Below are 23,224 nucleotides of genomic sequence, written 5' to 3' on the forward strand. Positions count from 1 at the left end.
ATTTTAAACTAAATTTAGTTTTATAATAGCACCATAAGCAAGTTTTAAATCAAAGGATTTTTCTAATGGTATATTGTTTATATATGACCAAATACTTCTAATCACTCCAGCATGAGTAACTATTATAGCCTTTTTTGTTTTATTTTGTTTCAATTCTTTTAAAAAAGATGTAGTTCTTTGATGTAAATCAATATATGATTCTCCATTTTTTGTTGGAACATTAACGAAATCGTTCATCCAAATATCTAAATCCACTCTATTAATTTCATCCCATTTTTTTAGTTCCCAATCACCAAAGTTCAATTCTTTTAATCGATTGTCAAAAGTAATTTTTGTAGTTAATTCTTTTGCTAAAATTGCACAACGTTTTAATGGACTACTATAAAAAGTTACATTTTCATTGTTCACAGGTATTTCTTTTAAAATAGGCTTAATTTCTTCTAAAAAAGAATCTCTAATGTTAATATCTGATTGACCATAACAAATACCTTTTGCTATATCAGGTGTAGTATGCCTTATTAAAATAATTTCCATAAACTTAAAATAGATAAATAAAAAATAACTTCAGAAACTTGTTGTAAGGCACCAGCACAATCTCCAGTTTGTCCGCCAATCCATTTTTTAAAAAAATGTCCCATGTAAAGAAAAGTAACTAACAATGGAAGTAAGGCTAAAAAGATTATATTTTTTTGAAAAAAAAGTAAAGGAAGTACACCAAATACACCTGATATGATTAGTGATTTGGTACTCATTTGTTGGGTAGTTGGTTTTACTTTAGAACTATCAATATCTCTAACATATTCGTGAGTATAGAGTAATAAAGTAGCTATAAATCGACTAATACTATGTCCAGAAATAATAACAATAATAAGGTTAATTGATAGGTCTTGTAAATGATATAAAGCTAGAAATTTTAAAGCTAAAATAAATATTAAACCACTTACTCCAAAAGTTCCTAGTCTAGAATCTTTCATAATCATTAATATTCTTTCCTTAGTCCACCCACCTCCAAAACCATCACATACATCTGCAAACCCATCTTCATGAAAAGCACCTGTAATCCAAATAGATGTTATCATACTTAGTATGATAGCAATATCCTGAGTAAAAAGAAAAGAAGTAATAAAATATGATAAGGAAGCTATTGAGCCAACTAATATTCCTACTAAAGAAAAGTATCTACTACTTTTATTTAATATTTCAGGAGAGTGATCAACCCACTTAGGGCAAGGTATTCTAGTGAAAAATAGTACAGCTGTTAAAAAGTAATGAATTTGATTTTTCATGTTTTAAGCTTCAGAAACGTTTGCACTTTTAAAAGTAGCCATTTCATTTAAAAAGTTTACACTAGATTTAATTATGGGAAAAGCAACAGCACATCCAGTTCCTTCACCTAATCGTAAGCCTAAATTAATTAGAGGTGTAGCGTTTAGATAATTTAACATTTTTGTATGGCCTTGCTCTCCAGATGTATGACAAAAAATACAATAATCTAAAATATTTGAATTAAGTGCATTCGCAGCTAATAAAGCAGAAGTAACAATAAAACCATCAATTAGTATTGTCATTTTTAATGAAGCTGCCTCTAACATGGCTCCACACATCATAACAATTTCAAACCCACCAAAAGAAATTAATGCATCAATGGGAGTATTAAGTGAGTTTTTATGAAGATCATATACTTCTTTTAATGTATTTATTTTAGTTTTTAAACCTTCATCATTTACTCCGGTACCTCTACCAACACATTGTTCTATAGGTGTATTTGTGAAATAACTCATTAAAAGCGATGCTGAAGAAGTGTTTCCAATTCCCATTTCTCCAAAACCTACAATATTACAACCTTCACTGTATATTTTTCGTACAAGTTTTTTTCCTTTAGTAAACGCTAATTCACATTCTTGTAATGACATGGCTTTTTTTAAACTATAATCAGCTGTTCCTTTAGCTATTTTTGCGTTGATTAATTCAGAGTTAGTTTCAAAATCGGCATTAACACCTGCGTCAATAATTTTTAAATTAATAGAATTTTGTTTACAAAAAACATTGATAGCAGCCCCTCCATTTAAAAAATTAAAAACCATTTGTTGTGTTACTTCTTGAGGGTATGGACTCACCTTGTTTGTTTTTGCGATACCATGATCACCCGCAAAAACCATAATAGTAGGTTTTGATAGAATTGGGGTAGAAGTGCTTTGAATTAACCCTATTTGTAAAGCTATGGTTTCTAATACTCCTAATGCTCCAATTGGTTTTGTTTTATAATCTATTTCTTCTTGAATAGTATTTTGTGATTTTTTAGAAAGAGTGGGTATTATTGTATTCATTGAGTTTATTTTAACGTTAAAGGTAGTCCAGAAACCATAAAAATAGCTTTATTAGCATGTTTTGAAATGTATTGGTTGGTCCAACCTTGTAATTCAGTAAATTTTCTACCTACTTCAGTTTGAGCATGCAGTCCCATGCCTATTTCATTAGAAATGATAATAATGTTAGCATCTATTTGAGCTAACTTATTTATTTCTTTTTTTGCTAATTCTAAACTTAACTGCACATCGTTTTTTGTATCTAGATAAAAATTGGTAAGCCATAAAGTAACACAATCTATAACTACAGTTTGTTTTTCAGAAATAAAGGTACTAATTAATTTTTCTTCTTCAATAGTTGTCCAACGATCATCTCTGTCAGAAATGTGTCTTTCAACGCGTTCTTTAAAATTATCATCCCAAATACGAGAGGTTGCAAGGTATATTGGAGTATCGGATAAAGATTCAGCAAGTTTTTGAGCATAACTGCTTTTTCCTGAACGTTCACCTCCTGTTATATAGTAAATCATAGATATGTTAAATAGAGAGGACAAATATTGCAAAGATTTTTAATAAAACGAAGATTAAAGTAAATTACTATTTACTTTTGTTTTTTTTAGATAAAACAAACAAATGATTGTATCCTCTTTTATGCCAGCAGTAACCCAAATGATTTACGACATGGGTTTGCAAAATTATTTAAATGGAATAACTTTTGAATGCCCTAAAATAGCATTAAAAGAAAAAGAAGTTACTGTTCGATATAAATTAGAAGGAAAGGAATTAACCAGTAAAGAAATAACTGATATTTTTTCAAGAACTAAAGCTGAAGGAGGTACTTTGTACTATGTAGATGAACCTATTCTTAAGAGTATATCGCCTGACCTTATTTTTACGCAAGATGTATGTGATGTTTGTCAAATAGATACAGAATCTGTTGCAAAATCAGCTTACAAGTTAGCGAAGCACCCAAAATTAGTTTCAATAACACCAAACTCTTTAGAAGATGTTTTTAATAATGCTTTGACTATTGCAAGAGAAATGAACCAAGAAAGTATTGGAATTAATTATGTAAACGGATTAAAAGAAAGAATATATAATATTGTAGATATTCAAAGGATACATAAAATACAATCTAAAAGTGTATTATTATTAGAATGGATTGACCCTTTGTTTAATTGCGGACACTGGATTCCTCATCAAATAGGATATGCTGGAGGGGTAGATTTATTATCACATCCATCTGGAGATAGTATAGTTATTTCTTGGGATAAAATTGTTAAGTATAATCCTGAAGTGTTAATTATAGCACCTTGTGGTTATGGAATAAAAAGAACTCTTGAAGATATGAAGTTTTTAGAAGATAAAAAAGAATGGAATACTTTAAGAGCAGTGAAAAATAAAAAGGTATACATTGCTGATTTTGCTATGTTTACTCAATCATCAGCAAGTACTTTAGTAGATGGTATAGAGTGTTTGGCCCAAATGATTCACCCTAATCATTATACTATTGCTGATGAGTTAAAAGTTAAATTTTCAAATTATTACAGCTAAGTTGTTGTAGGTATGTAATAATAGAATACATTTGCCATTATTTTTGGTTTTTCTTTAACAATTAATTAAAGGAAATTAAAAGGGAATTCGGTTAAAAACCGAGGCTGTTCCCGCAACTGTAAGCTAATAATATTGTAATTAATCTTTACGTCACTGTTTTATTTTAAATGGGAAGACAAATTACAATAAGCAAGCCAGGAGACCTGCCAAATAATATTGATGTAAATCAAACTTTCGGGATAAAAGTTTAATGTAAAGATGATAAAAAAAACAATAGCCTTTTCATTCTTTTTTTATACACTTATAAGTGTAAGTCAAAACGACTCTATTTATAATCGTTTAGACGAAGTTATTATTAATTCTACTAAAAAATTACAAAAATATTCAGCTGGTCAGAAAATAATAAACCTTTCTGATTCCGTTATAACTAGAAATTTAGGGTCATTTACAGATTTAATTAGGTATAATTCATCAATATACTTAAAAGAGTATGGTAAAGGAGGAACTAGTTCAGTAAGTTTTCGAGGAACAAGTGCCTCCAATACAGCTGTAGTTTGGAATGGGATAAATATAAACTCAGTTAATAACGGCCAAACAGGATTTAATTCATTAACAGTTAATTTATTTGATGCAATTGATATAAGAAGTGGGGGAGGAAGTATTGAATATGGTTCTGGAGCTATAGGCGGGACAATACATTTAAACGATATACTTCAATATAATGATACATTTAAAATTAATAACGAATTTATTTTTTCTGGAGGAAATTATTCTACATTTAATTCTATTTATAAATCAAAAATTTCTGATAATAATTACACTGTTTCGTTAGGGATATCTCATAATTTCTCTGATAATGATTTTAAGCTTTTTAATACTGAGTTTAATAATACAAATGGTAATTATGAGAATTATGGAATAAATTTAGGTTTTGGATATCGATTTAAAAATAATTCTGAGCTTAAGTTTTTTAGTACGAGTTATTTAGGAGAACGTCATTTTTCGGGAACATTGCCAAACCCAAGTTCAGCAAATGAAAAATATAAGGATACTAATTATAGAAATATGTTGATTTATGGTTTTTCATCTCGAAATATAAATCATGAAATAAAAGTAGCTTACTTAACACAGAAGTATCAATACTTTTCAAATAAACTTTCAGAAAAATTTAATTTTGGAAAGTCAAGAAGATTTATAGGAGGGTATTCAGTAGATTTAAAACTTCCTCAAATAAATGCAACAGTATCTTCTTTTTCTGAATATGAATCTACCTTTGGTTCAACAGACATGATTCAAGAAAAAAATAGGAAACAATTTTCTCAATATTTCATTTATAGCCAAAACATCAAAAAACTTATTTCATTTAATATTAAATTAAGAAAAGACTTCAATTCTGACTACAATGTTCCATTTGTATATTCCGCAGGATTAAAAATAAGACCGTTTTCAAAATTTTATATAAGAGTTAATGGATCTAAAAATTATAGAGTACCTACATACAATGATTTATTTTGGCCTGGACAAGGTAATTTAGATTTATTACCAGAAATATCTTTACAAGGAGAAGTTGGTGTTGGGTATAAAAATAAAAAGCTATCTATTGATATAGGCGGATATTATATTAATACTGAAGATAAAATTGTTTGGACTCCTTCAGGAGATCCTAATAGACCAGGAGTATGGGTGCCTATTAATTTATCAAAAACTAAGAATAAAGGAATTGAGGCAAGTTTTAATTATAATCTTGACTATAAAAACTATAAAGTAGTTACAAGTATTAATTATAATTATACACTTGCTAAAAATACAAGAACAGATAAATTTTTAACCTTTGTTCCTAAGCATTTATTAAATAGTAATTTGACTATTAGTTATAAAAAAGCTTCTCTATTTTTTCAATCATTATTTAATGGAAAAATATATACAACTGAAGAAAATTCAGAAGACTTTAATGTTCCAAGTTTTTTCTTGTTAAATACAGGAGGTGAGTATAAAGTATTTCAGAAACTAAATAAAAGTTTAACCTTAGGGTTTAAAATAAATAATTTACTTGGTAAAAAGTATGTAGTTTTGCCGAGGAGGCCAATGCCAGAAAGAAATTTTAATATAAATATCAATTATAAATTTTAAAAATGAAAATAACTAAATTATTTGGGGTATTATTTTTAGGAACCATTCTTTTTACATCATGTAGTGATGATGCTGAACCGAATTTACCTAAAGGAGATTATGAGAATGGAATTTTAGTGAGTGGTGAAGGAACTACAACGGTTTCAGGCTCGGTTTCATATGTGTCAAATGATCTTTCAACTGTAGAAAAATCTATTTATAAAAAAGTAAATAAAGTAGAATTAGGAGAATATGTTCAATCAATTTCTTTTGATAAAGATAGAGCGTATATTATAGCAGATAATCAAAATACGATTACTGTTGTGAATCGTTTTACTTTCGAAAAAGAAGGAACAATTACAACAGGTTTAATTAAACCAAGATATATGACCATTGTAGGTGATAAAGGATATGTAACAAACTGGGGAGCAACCGATAATGACAATGATGATTTTGTTGCTATTGTAAACTTATCTTCATTTCAAAATGAAGGTAAAATAGATGTTGTCTTAGGTCCTGAAAGAATAGTATCTAAAAATGGTAAATTATATGTGTCACATAAAGGAGCGTTTGGAACTAATAACAAAATAAGCGTGATAGATATTTCTACAAAAAAGGTAGATAAAGAGATTACAATTAAAGACAAGCCGGATGAACTATATATCAACAATTCTGGTAAATTAGTTGTTTTATGTGAAGGAAAAACAATTTATGATACAAGTTGGAATGTAACTGGTCATACTAAAGGAGCAATTACTTTTATTGATACAACTGAAAATAGATGGGAATCAGAGTTAACGTTTAAAGAAGGAGATCACCCGTCTCAAATGGTAGTTAGTAACAATAGTATTTATTACAGTTTAGGTAAAGATATTTATAAAGTAGAAGACAATGCAATAGTTCTTCCAACAGCAAAATTGATAACAACTGATGCTGGTTATTTATATGGGTTGGCAGTAAAGGATAATAATTTATATGTATTAGATGCTAGTTTTACTGGATTAAGTAAGTTGAATGTTTATGACTTAGTAACTAAAACCAAAAAAGAAACAAAAGAAGTTGCTTTAGGAGCTTCTAAAATTTATTTTAACTAATAAGTTTATAATAATATCTCCCCTTAAATCTATAAAGTTCATTTATAGTAGCAAAAGTTCACTTAAATGTGAGCTTTTGTTTTTTATATAAGTTGTTAGTTTTCAGCCCTGACTTTTTTTTGTGTAAAATTATTATATTTTTTTGTAACATAATTTTAAAACAAACGTCTTGTAGGAAAGTAATTAACGTTTTAACAGAGAATTAGTATATAAATAGTTAATCGATTTTTACTTTAGTATAAAAATTAACTAACGAATGATAAGAATTGAAAATTTACATAAGTCTTACCCAATAGGTAAAGAGTCTCTTCATGTTTTAAAAGGCTTAGACCTACATATTAAAGAAGGAGAATTTGTATCAATTATGGGGTCATCAGGATCAGGAAAATCTACTTTATTGAATATAGTCGGACTACTTGATTCACATGATGAAGGAAACTATTATTTAAATGGTCAGTTAATTGAAGATTTAAATGAAAAGAAAGCTGCAATTTTAAGAAATAAATTTTTAGGCTTTGTATTTCAGTCTTTTAACTTAATATCCTACAAAACAGCTTTAGAAAATGTAGCCTTGCCTTTATATTATAAGGGAATGGCTAGAAAAGAGCGATTAAAAATTGCCTTAGAATATTTAGATAAAGTAGGGTTAAAAGATTGGGCTAACCATTTACCAAACGAATTATCAGGAGGACAAAAACAGCGTGTTGCCATTGCAAGAGCTTTAGTAACTAAACCAAAAGTTGTATTGGCAGATGAGCCTACAGGAGCATTAGATTCAACTACAACAGATTCAGTAATGGATTTGTTAAAAGAAATTAATGATGAAGGAATGACCGTTTTTGTAATTACTCATGAAGAAGAAGTTGCTGAACAAACAAATAGAGTTGTTCGTTTAAAAGATGGTGTAATTATAAGTGATGAATTAACAGGAGTAAAGAGTAATGCTAACGCTAAAGCTATATAAGTTATGTTTGATTTAGATCGTTGGAGAGAAATTTTTCAGAGCATTAATAAAAATAGATTACGTTCAGTAATGTCTGGTTTTACTATTGCGTTTGCTATTTTATTATTTACTCTTCTATTTGGAATAGTAAGTGGTCTAAGTAATTCTTTTAAAGGCGCTTTTGTAGATGATGCTCAAAACTCAATGTTTGTTAGAGTATGGAAAACTTCTAAACCATATAAAGGTTTACAAACTGGAAGAAGAATTCAATTAAAAAACAGAGATTTTAATTATGTTAAAGATGAATATGAAGATAAAATTCAACATTTAACAGCACGAATTTATAAAAGTGTTAGTATTTCATATAAAAATAAGACTGATAATTATAGGTTAAGAGCAGTACACCCAGATCATCAATTTTTAGAAAAAACGATTATTGATGAGGGAAGGTATATTAATGAAAGAGATATTAAAGAAAAATCTAAAGTTATCGTTATTGGTAGACTTGTAAAGCAAGATTTGTTTGGAGAAAAACCAGCATTAGGTAAAAGAGTAAATGTTAGTGGTATATCATATAAAATTATTGGAATTTTTTCAGATGATGGAGGAGATAATGAAGAACGTCAAACTTATATGCCAGTTTCTACTGCTCAAATGATTTACGGAAATAATGATCATATAAGTCAAATTAATATTGGATATAATCCAAAGCTAAGTTTAGATGAAGCTATTGCTTTTGGTAATAAAGTAGAACGTGATTTACGTAAAAAACTAGGAATTCATCCAGATGATCAAAGCGCATTATCGGTTCGTAATATGGCAGAAGCAAATAAAGGAATAGGAACATTTATGTTAGCACTATACTTTATTGTGATTTTTGTTGGATCAGGTACATTAATTGCAGGAATTATAGGTATTAGTAATATTATGATTTTTGTTATTAAAGAGCGTACTAAAGAATTTGGTATAAGAAAAGCTTTAGGAGCTAAACCTTCATCTATCGTAGGGATGGTAGTACAAGAGTCAGTATTAATTACAACTATTGCAGGTTATTTAGGATTGTCTTTAGGTACTTATATTTTAAGTTTAATAGGTGATAGTTTAGAGAAGTATTTTATAAAAGACCCAAGTGTAAGCCCAGGAATTGTAATAGGAGCAACTATTGTTTTAATACTTTCTGGTTTAATTGCAGGATACATTCCAGCTAAAAGAGCAGCAGGAATTAAACCAATTGTAGCATTAAGAGCAGATTAATTATGAAATTTTTATTTGATTCAGATAGTTGGCAAGAAATTTACGGGAGTATTCGTAAAAATAAAATTAGGACTGTAATTACAATTATAGGTGTATTATGGGGTATATTTTTACTAGTTGTACTTTTAGGTGCAGCAAGAGGAATGGAAAATAACTTCAAAAAAATCTTTGGAAATTTTGCAACTAATAGTGTTTTTATATGGACACAATCTACAGACACTCCTTTTAAAGGATTTCAAAAAGGAAGGCGCTTTTTACCTACTTTAACAGATGTTAAAATATTAAAAGAAGAATTTAAAGAAATAAAACTATTAGCGCCAAGAAGTCAAACTAATGCACAGTTAATTAAAGATTTTAAATCGGGAAGCTTTCAAGTAAGTGGTGATTACCCTGTATTAGATCAGGTGCAAAAAAAGGAATTGATTTACGGAAGATTTTTAAATGAAAATGATATTCTTTCAAAATCTAAAGTAGCTGTTATTTCTGAGGATATATATAAACAATTATTTGACAAAAATGTTAGGCCAGTAGGTCAGTATATTAAAGTCAATAATATTAATTTTAAAGTCATAGGGGTATATAAACGACCTACTAGTATTAATTTTGATGATGATACTGCTTATATACCTTTTACAACCTTTCAGCAGATATATAATATGGGTGATAAAATCCATTGGATGATGATTACTGCTAATGAAGGAGTAAATATTAAGCAATTAGAAAAAGATGTTCTGTTAACTTTGAAAAATTTGCACAAGGTACATCCAGATGATAAAAGAGCATTTGGAAGCGTAAATTTAGGAGTTGAAATAGCAAAGTTTACAGGTTTTTTAACTGGAATGCAATTTTTAACATGGTTCGTAGGTATTGCAACATTAATAGCTGGGGTATTTGCAATTGGAAATATATTATTAATTACAGTTAAAGAACGTACAAAAGAAATAGGAATAAGAAGAGCTTTAGGGGCTACCCCTCGAAGTGTTAGACAACAAATTATTTTAGAATCTGTTTTTCTAACAACAGTAGCAGGTATGTTAGGTATCATTTTTGGAGCATTGGTTTTGTTTTTAATAGATTCTGCTTTTGGACATGGTCCAGATCCTACATTAGTTAATCCAACGGTAAATATTCCAATTATATTAATAGCATTTTTAACATTAGTAATATTAGGAACTTTAATAGGATTAATACCAGCATACATGGCAACAATAGTTAAACCAATAGAAGCATTAAGAGAAGAATAAATCAATCAACAAATCATGAGTAAAAGAGCAAAAATTATTTTAGGAATTGTTTTAGTACTATTTGTAGTAGCACTAGTTTGGTTCGGGAAAAAGAACAAAAAGAATATTGTAGAGTATGAGACTGAAAAGCCATTTAAAACTACAATTGTTAAGAAAACTGTAGCAACAGGTAAGGTTATTCCATTAGAAGAAGTTGAAATTAAGCCTCAAATTGCAGGAATTGTTGATAAAATTCTTGTTGAAGAAGGTGCAATAGTAAAAGTTGGAGATTTGATAGCAACTGTTAGAGTTGTTCCAAATGTAGCTTCTTTGAATAGAGCAAATGGAAGTGTGAAAAATGCAAGATTATCTTTTGAAAATGCAAAAGTTCAGTTTGATAGAAATAAAAGATTATTTGACAAAGGAGTGATTTCTCGTCAGGCTTTTGAAAATTCTGAGTTAAGCTATAATAATGCAAAACAAGGATTATCAAATGCTCAGTCTGATATGGATATTATTAGAAAAGGAACTACGTCTGGTTTAGGTAATGCAGCAAATACAAGTATTAGAGCTACTACATCTGGAATGATAGTTGAAATTCCAGTAAAAAAAGGATACCAAGTTACACAAACTAATGATTTTAATGCAGGAACGACGATTGCTCGTATTGCAGATATGACTAAAATGATTTTTGAAGGAAAGGTTGATGAATCAGAAGTTGGTAAATTAGTAAGAGGGTCTGACATTGAAGTCGCATTGGGAGCTATTGAAAATAAAAAATTCCCTGCAAAATTAAATTTTATTGCTCCTAAAGGTACTGAAGAAGGAGGAGCTGTACAGTTTAAAATAAAAGCTGACGTAACATTAGATAGTGATTATTTTATTAGAGCTGGATATAGTGCAAATGCTGACATTGTTTTAGAGAAAAAAGACAGTGTATTATCTATAAAAGAAGCTTTATTAAAATTTGATAAAAAAACTGAAGAGCCTTACGTAGAAATTAAAGTTAGTGAAGGTAAGTTTGAGAAAAGAAATGTTAAACTAGGAACTTCTGATGGTGTTAATGTTGAGGTTTTAGAAGGGGTAACTAAAGATGATGAAATTAAGATTTGGAATAAAGCATCAAAAGACAAAAAAGATAAAAACTAAAAAAGTTAATTAAAATACAAAAACGTTTACAAATTTTACTTTGTAAACGTTTTTTTTGTCAAATAAACAACTATCATTGTTTATAATAATAGCTTGATCGCACTGGCTATATACAATTCATTTTATTACTATAGAAAAGGTTTATTATTGGTAGGTAACTCTTTTTATGTTTATAAAAAAAATGAATGAAGTATAAATAGTGGGATAGATAATAAAGTTAATTATAAGAGAAGATATGAATTTCTGGAGGCTATTTTCATTATATTTTAGAGAGCTTTAAAAGCAATACTAATTCGTTATAAGACAATTTTTATAAAACAAAAAGACCGATGAATATGAATAATTCATCGGTCTTTTTAAATATTTTAAGTAATAACTTATTCAGTTCCTCCGGTAGAAACCATGCTCTTAGCTTTAGTAGGAACAAGTTTTTTAGCTATAAAACCTTTAATTTTTAATACAGTTCTAGCTTTCTTAGCGTTAGACATAACAGTAATTTGTTTAGAAAAACCTCCAGGTCTATTTGTGTCATAAGAAACTTCTATTTGTCCTTTTTCTCCTGGCATAATTGGCTTTTCAGGTTTTTTAGGTACTGTACAACCACAAGTAGATCTAATGTCTTTAATAATTAAAGGAGCATCACCTACATTCGTGAATTCAAATACACGCTTACCTTCAGATCCTAAAGCTACTTTACCATAGTTAATCACTTCGTTTTCAAATTTAAACTCTTGAGCACTTACAGTTAAAGTGATAAAGCAAATAGCTACAAATGATAAAATTGTTTTCATAATGTTTATTTTATTTTAGGGGTTATATAACCGGTTACAAATTTATAATTATTTTTTGATACTAAAAAAAAGGCAACTATTTTTCTGTAGCTCACAGATAGTTGTATTTTTGCTAATCAATTTTCAAAAATAATGCCAAAAAATATTTATTAGGCTAAATATAGTAAAAACATATGAATATTCCATCAAAATACAATTCTAAAGAGGTAGAAGGAAAGTGGTACGAATACTGGATGAAACATAATTATTTTCATTCTGAGGTAGATGATCGTGAGCCATATACAATTGTAATACCGCCACCTAATGTCACAGGAGTATTACATATGGGGCATATGTTAAATAATACGATTCAAGACGTTTTAATACGTAAGGCTCGTTTACAAGGAAAAAATGCATGTTGGGTTCCTGGAACTGATCATGCTTCGATTGCTACTGAAGCAAAAGTTGTAGCGAAACTAAAAGAGCAAGGAATTAATAAAAACGATTTAACTCGTGAAGAGTTCCTTGAGCATGCATGGGAATGGAAAAATGAGTATGGAGGAATCATTTTAGATCAACTGAAAAAGCTAGGAGCTTCTTGTGACTGGGAAAGAACTTCTTTTACTATGGATCCTGCATTATCTGAATCAGTAATAAAAGTATTTGTAGATCTTTATAATAAAGGATTAATTTATAGAGGTTACAGAATGGTAAATTGGGATCCTGAAGCAAAAACTACTTTATCTGATGAAGAAGTAATTCACGTTGAAAAACAAGGAAACCTTTATTATTTAGAATATAAAATTGAAGGTTCTGACGATAAATTAACAATTGCTACAACGCGTCCTGAAACTATTTTTGGAGATACGGCTATTTGTATTAATCCAAATGATGAGCGTTTTATTCACTTGAAAGGGAAAAAAGCGATTGTTCCATTATGTAATAGAGTAATTCCTATTATTGAAGACGAATATGTTGATGTAGAGTTTGGTACAGGATGTTTAAAAGTAACTCCTGCTCATGATGAGAATGATAAGGTTTTAGGAGACAAACATAATTTAGAAGTAGTTGATATTTTTAATGATGATGCTTCTTTAAATTCTTTTGGATTGCATTATGAAGGAAAAGATCGTTTTGTTGTTCGTAAAGAAGTTACTAAAGAACTAGAAGAAAAAGGATTTTTAGTGAAAATAGAAGTTCATACTAATAAGGTTGGAACATCAGAAAGAACTAAAGCAGTTATAGAACCAAGGTTATCTGATCAATGGTTTTTAAAAATGGAAGAGTTAGCTAAGCCAGCTATTGAAGCTGTTTTAGGAGAGGATAGTGATGTTAAGCTATATCCTAAGAAATTTGAGAATACTTACCGTCATTGGATGGAAAATGTTCGTGATTGGAATATTTCTCGTCAATTATGGTGGGGGCAACAAATTCCAGCATATTTCTACGGAGATGGAAAAGAAGATTTCGTAGTTGCTGAGAGTAGAGAAGAAGCATTAGTTTTAGCAAAAGAAAAAACAGGAAAAACAACGTTATTAGCATCTGATTTACGTCAAGATGAAGATGCATTAGATACTTGGTTTTCTTCTTGGTTATGGCCAATGTCTGTTTTTGATGGAATTAGAAACCCAGAAAATGAAGAAATTAAATATTATTATCCTACAAACGATTTAGTAACTGGGCCAGATATTTTATTTTTCTGGGTTGCTCGAATGATTGTTGCTGGATATGAGTATAAGGATGAACGTCCGTTTGAAAATGTATATTTAACAGGATTAGTACGTGACAAACAACGACGTAAAATGTCTAAATCGTTAGGGAATTCGCCTGATGCACTTAAGTTAATTGAAGACTTTGGAGCAGATGGGGTTCGTGTTGGTTTGTTATTGAGTTCAGCAGCTGGTAATGATTTAATGTTTGATGAAGCTTTATGTCAACAAGGTAAAGGATTAGGAAATAAGGTATGGAGTGCTTTTTATTTAACAACTTTATGGGAAGTTTCTGAGACTATTGAGCAACCTGCCTCTAGTAAATTAGGTTTAGAATGGTATAAAGCTAAATTTCAGCAAGTATTAGTTGAAATTGAAGATCATTATAGTAAATATCGTTTAAGTGATGCTTTAATGGCTATTTACAAATTAATATATGATGATTTTTGTGGTTGGTTACTTGAAATTGTAAAGCCAGCATATCAGCAACCAATTGATATTAAAACATATAAGGAGGTAATATCAATTTTTGAAGATAATTTAAAGATTTTACATCCGTTTATGCCATTTATTACAGAAGAAATTTGGCAATCAATAGCAGAAAGAGCACCTGAAGAGGCTTTGATTATCGCTAAATATCCTTCAGTATTAGAGTTTGATAAGGAATTAATAAGCGAGTTTGATTTTGCAGCTAATATTGTTTCAGGAATTAGAACAATTAGGAAAGAAAAAAATATAGCATTTAAAGAAGCTATAGAATTATCAGTTGTTAATACTGAAAATTATACTCAGAATTTTGATCAGGTTATTCAAAAATTAACGAATACATCAGTGATAAGTTATGTTTCTGAGAAAGTAGAAGGAGCAGCGTCTTTTAGAGTAAAGTCGAATGAATATTTTGTGCCAATTTCTTTAGATAATATTGATGTTGAAGCTGAAATTATAAAATTAAAGGCTGAACTAAAAAGAGCAGAAGGGTTTTTGTTTGGAATTCAAAAGAAATTATCTAATGAGCGATTTGTAAATAATGCTCCAGAACAAGTAATTACTTTAGAACGAAAAAAGGAATCAGATACTATAGCTAAAATTGAAACTATAAAAAATAGTTTGGTTAGTTTGCAGTAAAGAAATATCTAGATAAATATAAAAAAAGACTACAATATTTGTTATTGTAGTCTTTTTATTTATAATGTATTTTAATAAATTAATTTTCTTGTCTGTACAGAGCAAGTAAGGTGTTTTTCAAAAGCATTGCTATGGTCATTGGTCCAACACCACCAGGTACAGGAGTAATATGAGAGGCTTTTTCTGACATTTCATTGAAATCAACATCACCCACTAATCTGAATCCATTCTTTTTTGAAGAGTCAGCAACTCTTGTAATTCCTACATCAATTATAACTACTCCTTTTTTTACCATATCACCTTTTAAAAATTCAGGAATACCTAAGGCAGCTATAATAATATCAGCTTTTTTAGTTACTTCTGATAGGTTTTTAGTTCTACTATGTGTTAAAGTAACAGTTGCATTTCCAACTTTTCTTTTTTGAGCTAATAAAATACTCATTGGACTACCAACAATATGACTACGTCCAATTACAACAACATCTTTACCCGAAGTTTCAATATTATAACGTTCTAACAACTCTAAAATTCCAAATGGAGTAGCAGATATAAAAGTAGGAAGATTTAATGCTAATTTACCAACATTCATTGGGTGAAAACCATCTACATCTTTTTCTGGATCAATAGCCATTAATATCTTTTGCTCATCAATATGATCTGGTAATGGTAATTGAACAATGAAACCATTTATATCTTTATCTATATTTAAAATTGCAATTTCATTAAGTAATTCTTCTTCTGTAGTTTCTTTAGGTAAACGAATTAAAGAAGATTCAAAACCAACACGCTCACAAGCTTTTACTTTCGCATTTACATAAGTTAAGCTTGCTCCATCACTCCCTACAATAACTGCAGCTAAATGAGGTGCTTTTTTATCTTGTTTTTTTAGTTCTGCTACTTCTAACGCAATTTCTTCTTTAATATCTGCTGATGTTTTTTTACCGTCTAGTAATATCATGTAGTGTAATGTTGTTGTGTTGTGTTTATTGTTATTATAAAATTTTATATAAAAGTAAAAAGAGAAGTCTACAGCTTCTCTTTTTTATATTTTATTTCATTCCTTTCATCATTTGCATCATTTTTCTTCCGCCACCACCTTGCATCATTTTCATCATTTTGCTCATTTGATTAAACTGCTTCATTAACTGATTGACTTCTTGAACAGAAGTTCCGGAACCTTTTGCAATTCGTTTTTTACGACTAGCATTAATTACGTTTGGAGTACTTCTTTCTAAAGGAGTCATGGAGTGTATAATAGATTCAATTCCTTTAAAAGCATCATCATCAATATCAACATCTTTTAAAGCTTTTCCAGCTCCAGGTATCATTCCTACTAAATCTTTCATGCTACCCATTTTTTTGATTTGTTGAATTTGACTTAAAAAGTCATCAAAACCAAATTGATTTTTAGCAATCTTCTTTTGTAGTTTTCTAGCTTCTTGTTCATCGTATTGTTCTTGAGCACGTTCTACTAACGATATAACATCTCCCATCCCTAAAATACGATCGGCCATACGATCAGGGTGGAAAACATCAATAGCATCCATTTTTTCACCAGTACCAATAAACTTAATTGGTTTATCTACTACTGATTTAATAGATAATGCAGCTCCACCACGAGTATCACCATCTAATTTGGTAAGTATTACACCATCAAAATTTAAAAGATCATTAAAGGCTTTAGCTGTATTAACAGCATCTTGACCAGTCATGGAATCTACAACAAATAAAGTTTCTTGTGGAGTAACCGCTTTATGAATGTTAGAAATCTCTGTCATCATTTCTTCATCTACAGCTAAACGACCAGCTGTATCAATGATCACTACATTTTTACTATTAGCTTTTGCATGTTTAATAGCGTTTAATGATATTTCAACAGGATTTTGATTTCCTACTTCAGCATATACTTCAACACCAATTTGTTCACCAACAACTTGTAATTGGTTTATTGCCGCAGGACGATACACATCACAACCAACTAATAAAACTTGTTTAGCTTTCTTAGTTTTTAAATAGCTAGCAAGTTTACCAGAAAAAGTTGTTTTACCAGAACCTTGTAAACCAGACATTAAAATAACAGTTGGTGAGCCTCCAAGATTAATTCCTACAGTATCACCTCCCATCAAATCAGTTAATTCATCTTTAACTAATTTAACCATTAACTGTCCAGGGTTAAGTGTTGTTAAAACGTCTTGACCTAAAGCTTTTTCTTTTACTCTTTTAGTAAATTCTTTCGCTATTTTAAAATTAACATCGGCATCTAATAAAGCTCTACGAACCTCTTTTAGAGTTTCCGCAACATTAACTTCAGTGATTTTTCCGTGTCCTTTTAGCGTATGTAACGCCTTATCTAATTTTTCGCTTAAATTATTAAACATGTATCGGCTCCATTTTTTAGAAGCACAAATATAGGAATTTTAGTTGGTTGTAGGTAGTTAATAACTAGTAGAATTTAACTTTTATTGGTAATTTTTTTTTGTTTTCGATACCCAATAATCATTCCTAAAAGGCTAATAGTAAGAAAGCTCAAAAAAATAAGGATAAAACTATTTTTAGAGATAATTAGTTTTGATATAATAGTAAGAAAGAAAAATATTACCCCAATTATTGACCATATAAAATCATTTTCTAACCTTGGTTTAGTTGAAAAAGTTGGAGTTTTATTGATTAATATTTTTAATGTATTCCAATCCCAAGCAATTAAAATAAAAGTAGTTACAAGTATTAGCCCAGTTATAATAGGTGTTCCTTTAAAATCGTAAGAAATAGTGATAACAAAAATATTTAAAATGATTGGTAGAAAAAGGATAACGCCTAATTTAGCATACCGTTGAGTCATTAATAAAAAACCAGCTATTAATTGACCATATCCTAAAAATTTCCAGTAAATTCCAGATTGATACATAGTTTCAAAAAAATGCCAAGCACTATTTATTGGGTTCAGTGCACCACTTTCAGAAGTAAACCTGAGTCCTTGTATTTTAACAATACTAGCATAGACAAACGCAAAACCTAATAAATAACGTAAATAGATAATAAATATCTGTGGAAGTGTTTTGTTTTTCATTAGAATAAATTTAAAACTTTATTTATCCTATTGACGATAGAAAACTTTATTTGTTACTTATTTTATATAACACACATTTTTCTAATTCTTGAAAAGCACTTAATAGTGGGTGGTTAAATTTTTTTATTTTTTTCATACCAATTCTTTCCATAACTGTAATTGAAGGTGTATTAATTTGGGGAGCAACTGAGATTATTTCAGGTAATTTTAATTGAAAAAAAGCGTAATTTAAACATTGTAAAGCTCCTTCTGTAGCATATCCTTTTCCCCAAAATTTTGGATATAATCGCCAACCAATGTCTATAGATGGATTAAAATTAGCTTCATATGTTTGTTCTGAAATACCAATAAAACCAATAAATTGTTTAGTATCTATTACTTCAACAGCAAAGTAGCAAAATTTATTTTTTATATATTGTTGTTGCATTCTATGAATAAACTTTTCACAATCTTCTTTTGTAACTGTTGAAGGAAAGTATTTCATAACTTCAATATTCGAATTTATTTCGAATAAATTGTCAATATCTGAAAGTTTCCAATTTCTAAAACCTAAACGCTTTGAAGTAAATAGATAATTTTTCATAAAGCAAAAATATAGATTTTATAAATCGTCCGTAAAATGTTTTCTTGATTTTTCTATGTTAAACTTTTCTTGATTATACTGCTTTGATGAGTTTTTAGGAATAGACAATGATTCCCAATTTTCATTTTGGAGCATTTTACCTAAAAATACAATTTGACCAATGTGATATGGATAGTGACAAATTTGTCTATTAATAGCTTCAGTAACTGTATGTCCTTGATTTCTGATATAAATAATACGTTCTAAATCTTTTTCATTAAGAGAATTTAATGTATTTGAAAAAGTATTCCATCCTTTTTCCCAATATGCAATCATAGCTTCTTTAGAAGTAAAGGTATTAACAAATTCATCATCTCTATTTCTCCACGATTTTTCGCCATCTTCAGTAAAAATATTGGTCCATCGTGATAACATATTTCCAGCAATATGTTTAACAATAATAACTATTGAATTACTTTCATTATTTTGTTGGAAAAAAAGCTGTTCTTTGGTTAATTGGCAAAAGGTTTTATCACCTAAACTTTTATAATAAGTAATTTGTTTTATAACGCTTTCTAAATAAGAATTTCTCATAAAAGATAACTAGTTTATTTTATTTCTAAAGTAGTCATTTTTTATGAGAGCTATTATTGAAGAATAAACTCTAAGGCAACCCCGTTAATGCAATGACGTTTCCCCGTAGTTTCACTAGGACCATCATTAAAAGAGTGCCCTAAATGCCCTCCACAAGTATTACATTTAAGTTCAGTACGAGCATATCCAATTTTATAATCAACATCTAATTCTACATTTTCTTTTATAGCTCTATCAAAAGAAGGCCAACCTGAGCGAGAATCATATTTATGTTCAGATTTATATAAAGGTGTTTTACAAGCAGCACACACATAGGTTCCTTTTTTATAATTTTTATTCAAGGGGCTAGAAGATGGTCTTTCAGTACCCGCTTCTCTTAAAACATAATATTGTTTTGGAGTTAATAGTTTTTTCCATTCACTATTAGGCTTTGAAACTTTATATTTTTTGTTTTGAGCTTTACCAGTAAAATTAAAAAAAAGACTAATAATTATTATTAAAATGTAGTTTTTCATGAGTTGTTTTGAATGAAATCTATAATTTTAGAAGTAACATTTTTATCACGTAAAATTTTAGTATGTCCTAAACCTTTAGTAATTAAAAGTTCTCCTTTTTTTATATTTTGACGTATGTTTAAAGCACAACTTACATTTACATCACCATCAAAACTATCATGAATTATTAAAGTTGGTATTTGTATGTTTTTGGCAACAACACTTGAAGAATGGTCATCAATATTTTTACCCCATTGTTTATCGTATAGTTGTTTTATTTTTTTAGCGATTAAAGGTTTTATTTTTAAGCTTTTTGTGAAATTTAAAAGAACATCAGAAATTTTATCTGCAGCACCTATTGTTACTAATTTTTTTACAGATAAACCATCAGAAACAGCATTATACAAACATAAACCTCCAAATGAATGGCCAATTACTACTTCAAAAGGACCTAGTTCTTCATCTATTTGTTTAATTGCTTCTAGAAATTCAGGCATAGAGGTTGTTTTTCCTGAAGACTTCCCATGTGCCGGACCATCAAAAGAAATAAACATATAGCCTTTTTCTAATAATTTATCAGCTGTCATAAATAATTGAGTACTTCTACCAGCCCAACCATGAACAAATAAAACTTTCTTTTTTGAATAGCCATATGATAATACTTCTATTTCTTTGTTAATAGTTTTAATTGTTATGTTCTTTTTCTGAGCACTTTTATAAAGTGCTTTTTCTCTTTCAGGAACAGAAAAGTTAATTGGAGTAATAAATAATTTAGAACCAAATTTAGTAACTAAATTAGTAGATAATGCTTGTAAAAAGTTTGCTAAAAGTGTTATACTCTTCGGGATTTTTATGCTTTTAGGATTTTTACGAGTACTTATAAAATTCATTAAGATAATTTTTATGCTAAAGATAGAATTTGTAAATTTAAAGATATAATTTTGATTATATTTTGTGACATATCCTCTTATTTTGTGTCATAATTTATAAAACCAGAACAAAATCAAATAGTAATGAAAAAAATATTAGCTTTAGTTTTTGTAGCTACTATGTTAGTAGAGTGCAGTACAGTACCAATTACAGGTAGAAAACGTTTAAATATTGTTGGAGACTCACAAGTTTTACCAGCTAGTTTTGCACAGTATAAAGGTTTTTTAGAAAAAAATAAATTATCTAAAGATGTTGCGAAATCTAATCAAATAAAAAGAGTTGGAAAAAAAATATCAGCAGCAGTTGATAGGTTTATGCGTGCTAATGGAATGACAGCTGAGGCAAATTCATATAAATGGGAATTTAATTTAGTAGATGATAAAACTGTAAACGCTTGGTGCTTACCAGGAGGAAAAGTTGTTTTTTATACTGGAATTATGCCAATATGTGATAATGAGAATGGTGTAGCCGCAGTAATGGGGCATGAAGTAGCACATGCCTTTGCAAAGCATGGTCAAGAGCGTATGACAAGTGCTTACGGACAACAATTAGGTGGTATTGCTGTTGCCTTAGGTACTAGGAATAGTAAAAATTCTCAACTTTGGAATATGGCATACGGTATAGGCTCACAAGTAGGAATGCTATCTTTTAGTAGAACACATGAAAATGAAGCTGATAAATTAGGATTGGTATTTATGATTATGGCTGGGTATAAAGGAGAAGAAGCAGCTGAAGTATGGGTTCGTATGAGTCAACGTGCTGGATCAAAAAAATCACAACCAGAATTTTTAAGCACTCACCCTTCAAATGAAAGTCGTATACAAACATTAAGAGCATATTTACCTGAAGCTACAAGACTAGCAGCAAAATATAATGTGCCAGCCAAAAAGTAAGATATAATTTTTAAATATACTATATTGCAAACCGTTCGTTTAATCGAACGGTTTTTTTATTTAATAAATTATGTATAAAATAGGTAATAAGAAATTAATTAATGCTTGGGCTTTTTACGACTGGGCAAACTCAGTATATTCATTAGTAATAAGTACAGCAGTTTTTCCGTTGTATTATAGTGCAGTTACAGATGGTAAGTCAGTTCGTTTTTTAGGAATTGATTGGGAACATCCAGATAGTTTATATAGTTATGCGTTGTCTTTTTCATTTTTAGTTGTAGCATTTATTTCTCCTATTTTATCAGGTATTGCAGATTATACAGGAAGTAAGAAAAAGTTTATGAAATTTTTCTGTTGGATGGGATCGTTATCAGTAATGAGCTTATATTTTTTTGATAGTATAGATACTGTTTGGGTAGGTATAGTTTTTACAATTTTGGCAAGTATTGGTTTTTGGGCTAGTTTGGTTTTTTACAATGCATATTTACCTGAAGTAGCATTGCCTGAACAGCAAGATAGAGCTAGTGCAAAAGGATTTATTTATGGGTATATAGGTTCTGTTATACTATTGATAATAAACTTAGTATTAATTCAAATGCCAGATTTATTTGGAATTACTTCAGGTATGGCTTCTCGTATATCATTTGTAATGGTTGGTTTATGGTGGCTAGGTTTTGCACAAATAACTTTTAAACGTTTACCAGATGATATTTATAATAAAAAACCTGAAAAGGATTATATATGGAAAGGTTTTAAAGAATTACAAAACGTGTTAAAAGAAGTAAAACAGTACCCAACATTAAAACGTTTTTTAATTTCATTTTTTTTATTAAGTATTGGTGTACAAACTATTATTTTAATGGCGGCAATTTTTGGCTCTACTGAATTAGGACTTGAACCAACCAATATGATTATTACAATTTTATTAGTGCAAATTGTTGCTATTGCAGGTGCTGCATTGTTTTCTCGTTTATCTGAAAAATGGGGGAACATAAAAGCTTTAAAAGTAACTTTAGGAATATGGACTCTTGTTTGTTTTTGTGCTTTTTTACTAGATAAAAATCAAGAAAATGTAGGACTCTATTTTTATGGGTTAGGTGGTTTATTAGGATTGGTACAAGGAGCAATTCAATCATTAACACGTTCTACATATTCTAAATTATTACCTGAAACTGAAGATCATGCTACTTATTTTAGTTTTTATGATGTTACTGAAAAAATAGCAATTGTGTTAGGTACGTTTGTTTATGGATTCTTATATGCAAAAACAAATTCAATGCAATGGAGTGTATTGTGTTTAGCTGTTTTCTTCTTAGCGTCATTTATTATTTTAAGCACTTTAAAGAAAACGAAGTACGTTTCATAATAGTACATATATTTAATGGTTTTTTAAGGTATAGTCGGTTACCGTAGTATACTTTATTTTGATAAAATCTATTTTTTTAAGT

The 23,224-nt window shown here is 29.2% G+C and carries 22 protein-coding genes and 1 riboswitch; of the genes, 10 read left to right on the top strand and 12 right to left on the bottom strand.

Features of this window, described 5'->3' with window-relative positions; genetic code table 11:
- Positions 1–3: 3 nt before the first annotated feature.
- The 4 genes from cobC to DS884_RS00200 are packed head-to-tail and all read right to left on the bottom strand — an operon-like array spanning position 4 to position 2,836.
- A complete protein-coding gene (cobC, locus tag DS884_RS00185; RefSeq protein WP_113785322.1) occupies positions 4–534 on the bottom strand; it encodes an alpha-ribazole phosphatase in 531 nt (176 codons plus the stop codon).
- Positions 519–1,286, bottom strand: a complete 768-nt coding sequence (locus DS884_RS00190; RefSeq protein ID WP_113785323.1) for an adenosylcobinamide-GDP ribazoletransferase — start codon at positions 1,284–1,286, stop codon at positions 519–521. The genes cobC and DS884_RS00190 overlap by 16 nt, the downstream gene beginning before the upstream one ends.
- Before the next feature lie 3 nt (positions 1,287–1,289).
- Entirely contained in the window at positions 1,290–2,327 is a 1,038-nt protein-coding gene (gene cobT, locus DS884_RS00195) for a nicotinate-nucleotide--dimethylbenzimidazole phosphoribosyltransferase (RefSeq protein WP_113785324.1), read from the bottom strand.
- Positions 2,328–2,332: 5 nt separating this feature from the next.
- Complete coding sequence (locus tag DS884_RS00200) at positions 2,333–2,836, bottom strand: bifunctional adenosylcobinamide kinase/adenosylcobinamide-phosphate guanylyltransferase (RefSeq protein ID WP_093870847.1); 504 nt, start codon at positions 2,834–2,836, stop codon at positions 2,333–2,335.
- Between the two features lie 103 nt (positions 2,837–2,939).
- Between DS884_RS00200 and DS884_RS00205 the strand changes: the two genes are divergently transcribed.
- From DS884_RS00205 to DS884_RS00235, 7 genes are all read left to right on the top strand, one after another.
- Positions 2,940–3,860 (top strand): ABC transporter substrate-binding protein, encoded by a 921-nt coding sequence (locus DS884_RS00205; protein WP_113785325.1) that lies wholly within the window; start codon positions 2,940–2,942, stop codon positions 3,858–3,860.
- A gap of 27 nt (positions 3,861–3,887) precedes the next feature.
- A riboswitch (cobalamin riboswitch) is annotated at positions 3,888–4,086 on the top strand.
- A 32-nt stretch (positions 4,087–4,118) separates the two neighbouring features.
- Positions 4,119–5,990 (top strand): TonB-dependent receptor domain-containing protein, encoded by a 1,872-nt coding sequence (locus tag DS884_RS00210; protein ID WP_113785326.1) that lies wholly within the window; start codon positions 4,119–4,121, stop codon positions 5,988–5,990.
- Between the two features lie 2 nt (positions 5,991–5,992).
- Positions 5,993–7,063 (top strand): DUF5074 domain-containing protein, encoded by a 1,071-nt coding sequence (locus DS884_RS00215; protein WP_113785327.1) that lies wholly within the window; start codon positions 5,993–5,995, stop codon positions 7,061–7,063.
- A gap of 256 nt (positions 7,064–7,319) precedes the next feature.
- Positions 7,320–8,027: an ABC transporter ATP-binding protein gene (locus tag DS884_RS00220; protein WP_113785328.1), complete on the top strand. Its 708-nt coding sequence runs from the start codon at positions 7,320–7,322 to the stop codon at positions 8,025–8,027.
- A gap of 3 nt (positions 8,028–8,030) precedes the next feature.
- Positions 8,031–9,260 (top strand): ABC transporter permease, encoded by a 1,230-nt coding sequence (locus tag DS884_RS00225; protein ID WP_113785329.1) that lies wholly within the window; start codon positions 8,031–8,033, stop codon positions 9,258–9,260.
- Between the two features lie 2 nt (positions 9,261–9,262).
- Positions 9,263–10,504, top strand: coding sequence for an ABC transporter permease (locus DS884_RS00230; protein ID WP_113785330.1), 1,242 nt, complete (start codon positions 9,263–9,265; stop codon positions 10,502–10,504).
- A gap of 15 nt (positions 10,505–10,519) precedes the next feature.
- Positions 10,520–11,632 (top strand): efflux RND transporter periplasmic adaptor subunit, encoded by a 1,113-nt coding sequence (locus DS884_RS00235; protein ID WP_113785331.1) that lies wholly within the window; start codon positions 10,520–10,522, stop codon positions 11,630–11,632.
- A 377-nt stretch (positions 11,633–12,009) separates the two neighbouring features.
- On the opposite strand, the gene DS884_RS00240 is transcribed toward DS884_RS00235, so the two are convergent.
- The gene (locus DS884_RS00240) at positions 12,010–12,423 is read right to left on the bottom strand and encodes a DUF1573 domain-containing protein (protein ID WP_093870855.1); all 414 of its coding nucleotides are present in this window, start codon (positions 12,421–12,423) and stop codon (positions 12,010–12,012) included.
- Between the two features lie 173 nt (positions 12,424–12,596).
- Here DS884_RS00240 and DS884_RS00245 point away from each other — a divergent pair, with 173 nt between their 5' ends.
- Complete coding sequence (locus DS884_RS00245) at positions 12,597–15,236, top strand: valine--tRNA ligase (RefSeq protein ID WP_113785332.1); 2,640 nt, start codon at positions 12,597–12,599, stop codon at positions 15,234–15,236.
- A gap of 79 nt (positions 15,237–15,315) precedes the next feature.
- Here DS884_RS00245 and folD read toward each other — a convergent pair whose 3' ends face one another.
- The 7 genes from folD to DS884_RS00280 form a co-directional block, all read right to left on the bottom strand.
- The gene (folD, locus tag DS884_RS00250) at positions 15,316–16,194 is read right to left on the bottom strand and encodes a bifunctional methylenetetrahydrofolate dehydrogenase/methenyltetrahydrofolate cyclohydrolase FolD (RefSeq protein ID WP_093870857.1); all 879 of its coding nucleotides are present in this window, start codon (positions 16,192–16,194) and stop codon (positions 15,316–15,318) included.
- Positions 16,195–16,285: 91 nt separating this feature from the next.
- Positions 16,286–17,614 carry a signal recognition particle protein gene (ffh, locus tag DS884_RS00255; RefSeq protein WP_093870858.1) on the bottom strand — a complete coding sequence of 443 codons (1,329 nt, stop codon included), beginning with the start codon at positions 17,612–17,614 and terminating at the stop codon, positions 16,286–16,288.
- 74 nt (positions 17,615–17,688) lie between these two features.
- Positions 17,689–18,303, bottom strand: a complete 615-nt coding sequence (locus tag DS884_RS00260) for a hypothetical protein (protein WP_113785333.1) — start codon at positions 18,301–18,303, stop codon at positions 17,689–17,691.
- A gap of 46 nt (positions 18,304–18,349) precedes the next feature.
- A complete protein-coding gene (locus DS884_RS00265; protein WP_113785334.1) occupies positions 18,350–18,886 on the bottom strand; it encodes a GNAT family N-acetyltransferase in 537 nt (178 codons plus the stop codon).
- A gap of 18 nt (positions 18,887–18,904) precedes the next feature.
- Positions 18,905–19,459: a DUF1572 family protein gene (locus tag DS884_RS00270; protein ID WP_113785335.1), complete on the bottom strand. Its 555-nt coding sequence runs from the start codon at positions 19,457–19,459 to the stop codon at positions 18,905–18,907.
- 53 nt (positions 19,460–19,512) lie between these two features.
- Entirely contained in the window at positions 19,513–19,974 is a 462-nt protein-coding gene (msrB, locus tag DS884_RS00275) for a peptide-methionine (R)-S-oxide reductase MsrB (RefSeq protein ID WP_113785336.1), read from the bottom strand.
- Positions 19,971–20,843 carry an alpha/beta hydrolase gene (locus DS884_RS00280; RefSeq protein WP_113785337.1) on the bottom strand — a complete coding sequence of 291 codons (873 nt, stop codon included), beginning with the start codon at positions 20,841–20,843 and terminating at the stop codon, positions 19,971–19,973. Before DS884_RS00280 ends, msrB begins: the two co-directional genes overlap by 4 nt.
- A 123-nt stretch (positions 20,844–20,966) precedes the next feature.
- Between DS884_RS00280 and DS884_RS00285 the strand changes: the two genes are divergently transcribed.
- Complete coding sequence (locus DS884_RS00285; protein WP_093870864.1) at positions 20,967–21,776, top strand: M48 family metallopeptidase; 810 nt, start codon at positions 20,967–20,969, stop codon at positions 21,774–21,776.
- 70 nt (positions 21,777–21,846) lie between these two features.
- Complete coding sequence (locus DS884_RS00290; RefSeq protein ID WP_093870865.1) at positions 21,847–23,142, top strand: MFS transporter; 1,296 nt, start codon at positions 21,847–21,849, stop codon at positions 23,140–23,142.
- Positions 23,143–23,224 lie beyond the last annotated feature (82 nt).

The sequence above is a fragment of the Tenacibaculum sp. E3R01 genome, from assembly GCF_003318185.1.
Taxonomy (GTDB): Bacteria; Bacteroidota; Bacteroidia; order Flavobacteriales; family Flavobacteriaceae; genus Polaribacter; species Polaribacter halocynthiae.

Excerpts from the sequence above, each read along its gene's own strand:
- cobC (WP_113785322.1), bottom strand. The coding sequence starts at position 534 with ATGGAAATTATTTTAATAAGGCATACTACACCTGATATAGCAAAAGGT.
- DS884_RS00190 (WP_113785323.1), bottom strand. The coding sequence starts at position 1,286 with ATGAAAAATCAAATTCATTACTTTTTAACAGCTGTACTATTTTTCACT.
- cobT (WP_113785324.1), bottom strand. The coding sequence starts at position 2,327 with ATGAATACAATAATACCCACTCTTTCTAAAAAATCACAAAATACTATT.
- DS884_RS00200 (WP_093870847.1), bottom strand. The coding sequence starts at position 2,836 with ATGATTTACTATATAACAGGAGGTGAACGTTCAGGAAAAAGCAGTTAT.
- DS884_RS00205 (WP_113785325.1), top strand. The coding sequence starts at position 2,940 with ATGATTGTATCCTCTTTTATGCCAGCAGTAACCCAAATGATTTACGAC.
- DS884_RS00210 (WP_113785326.1), top strand. The coding sequence starts at position 4,119 with ATGATAAAAAAAACAATAGCCTTTTCATTCTTTTTTTATACACTTATA.
- DS884_RS00215 (WP_113785327.1), top strand. The coding sequence starts at position 5,993 with ATGAAAATAACTAAATTATTTGGGGTATTATTTTTAGGAACCATTCTT.
- DS884_RS00220 (WP_113785328.1), top strand. The coding sequence starts at position 7,320 with ATGATAAGAATTGAAAATTTACATAAGTCTTACCCAATAGGTAAAGAG.
- DS884_RS00225 (WP_113785329.1), top strand. The coding sequence starts at position 8,031 with ATGTTTGATTTAGATCGTTGGAGAGAAATTTTTCAGAGCATTAATAAA.
- DS884_RS00230 (WP_113785330.1), top strand. The coding sequence starts at position 9,263 with ATGAAATTTTTATTTGATTCAGATAGTTGGCAAGAAATTTACGGGAGT.
- DS884_RS00235 (WP_113785331.1), top strand. The coding sequence starts at position 10,520 with ATGAGTAAAAGAGCAAAAATTATTTTAGGAATTGTTTTAGTACTATTT.
- DS884_RS00240 (WP_093870855.1), bottom strand. The coding sequence starts at position 12,423 with ATGAAAACAATTTTATCATTTGTAGCTATTTGCTTTATCACTTTAACT.
- DS884_RS00245 (WP_113785332.1), top strand. The coding sequence starts at position 12,597 with ATGAATATTCCATCAAAATACAATTCTAAAGAGGTAGAAGGAAAGTGG.
- folD (WP_093870857.1), bottom strand. The coding sequence starts at position 16,194 with ATGATATTACTAGACGGTAAAAAAACATCAGCAGATATTAAAGAAGAA.
- ffh (WP_093870858.1), bottom strand. The coding sequence starts at position 17,614 with ATGTTTAATAATTTAAGCGAAAAATTAGATAAGGCGTTACATACGCTA.
- DS884_RS00260 (WP_113785333.1), bottom strand. The coding sequence starts at position 18,303 with ATGAAAAACAAAACACTTCCACAGATATTTATTATCTATTTACGTTAT.
- DS884_RS00265 (WP_113785334.1), bottom strand. The coding sequence starts at position 18,886 with ATGAAAAATTATCTATTTACTTCAAAGCGTTTAGGTTTTAGAAATTGG.
- DS884_RS00270 (WP_113785335.1), bottom strand. The coding sequence starts at position 19,459 with ATGAGAAATTCTTATTTAGAAAGCGTTATAAAACAAATTACTTATTAT.
- msrB (WP_113785336.1), bottom strand. The coding sequence starts at position 19,974 with ATGAAAAACTACATTTTAATAATAATTATTAGTCTTTTTTTTAATTTT.
- DS884_RS00280 (WP_113785337.1), bottom strand. The coding sequence starts at position 20,843 with ATGAATTTTATAAGTACTCGTAAAAATCCTAAAAGCATAAAAATCCCG.
- DS884_RS00285 (WP_093870864.1), top strand. The coding sequence starts at position 20,967 with ATGAAAAAAATATTAGCTTTAGTTTTTGTAGCTACTATGTTAGTAGAG.
- DS884_RS00290 (WP_093870865.1), top strand. The coding sequence starts at position 21,847 with ATGTATAAAATAGGTAATAAGAAATTAATTAATGCTTGGGCTTTTTAC.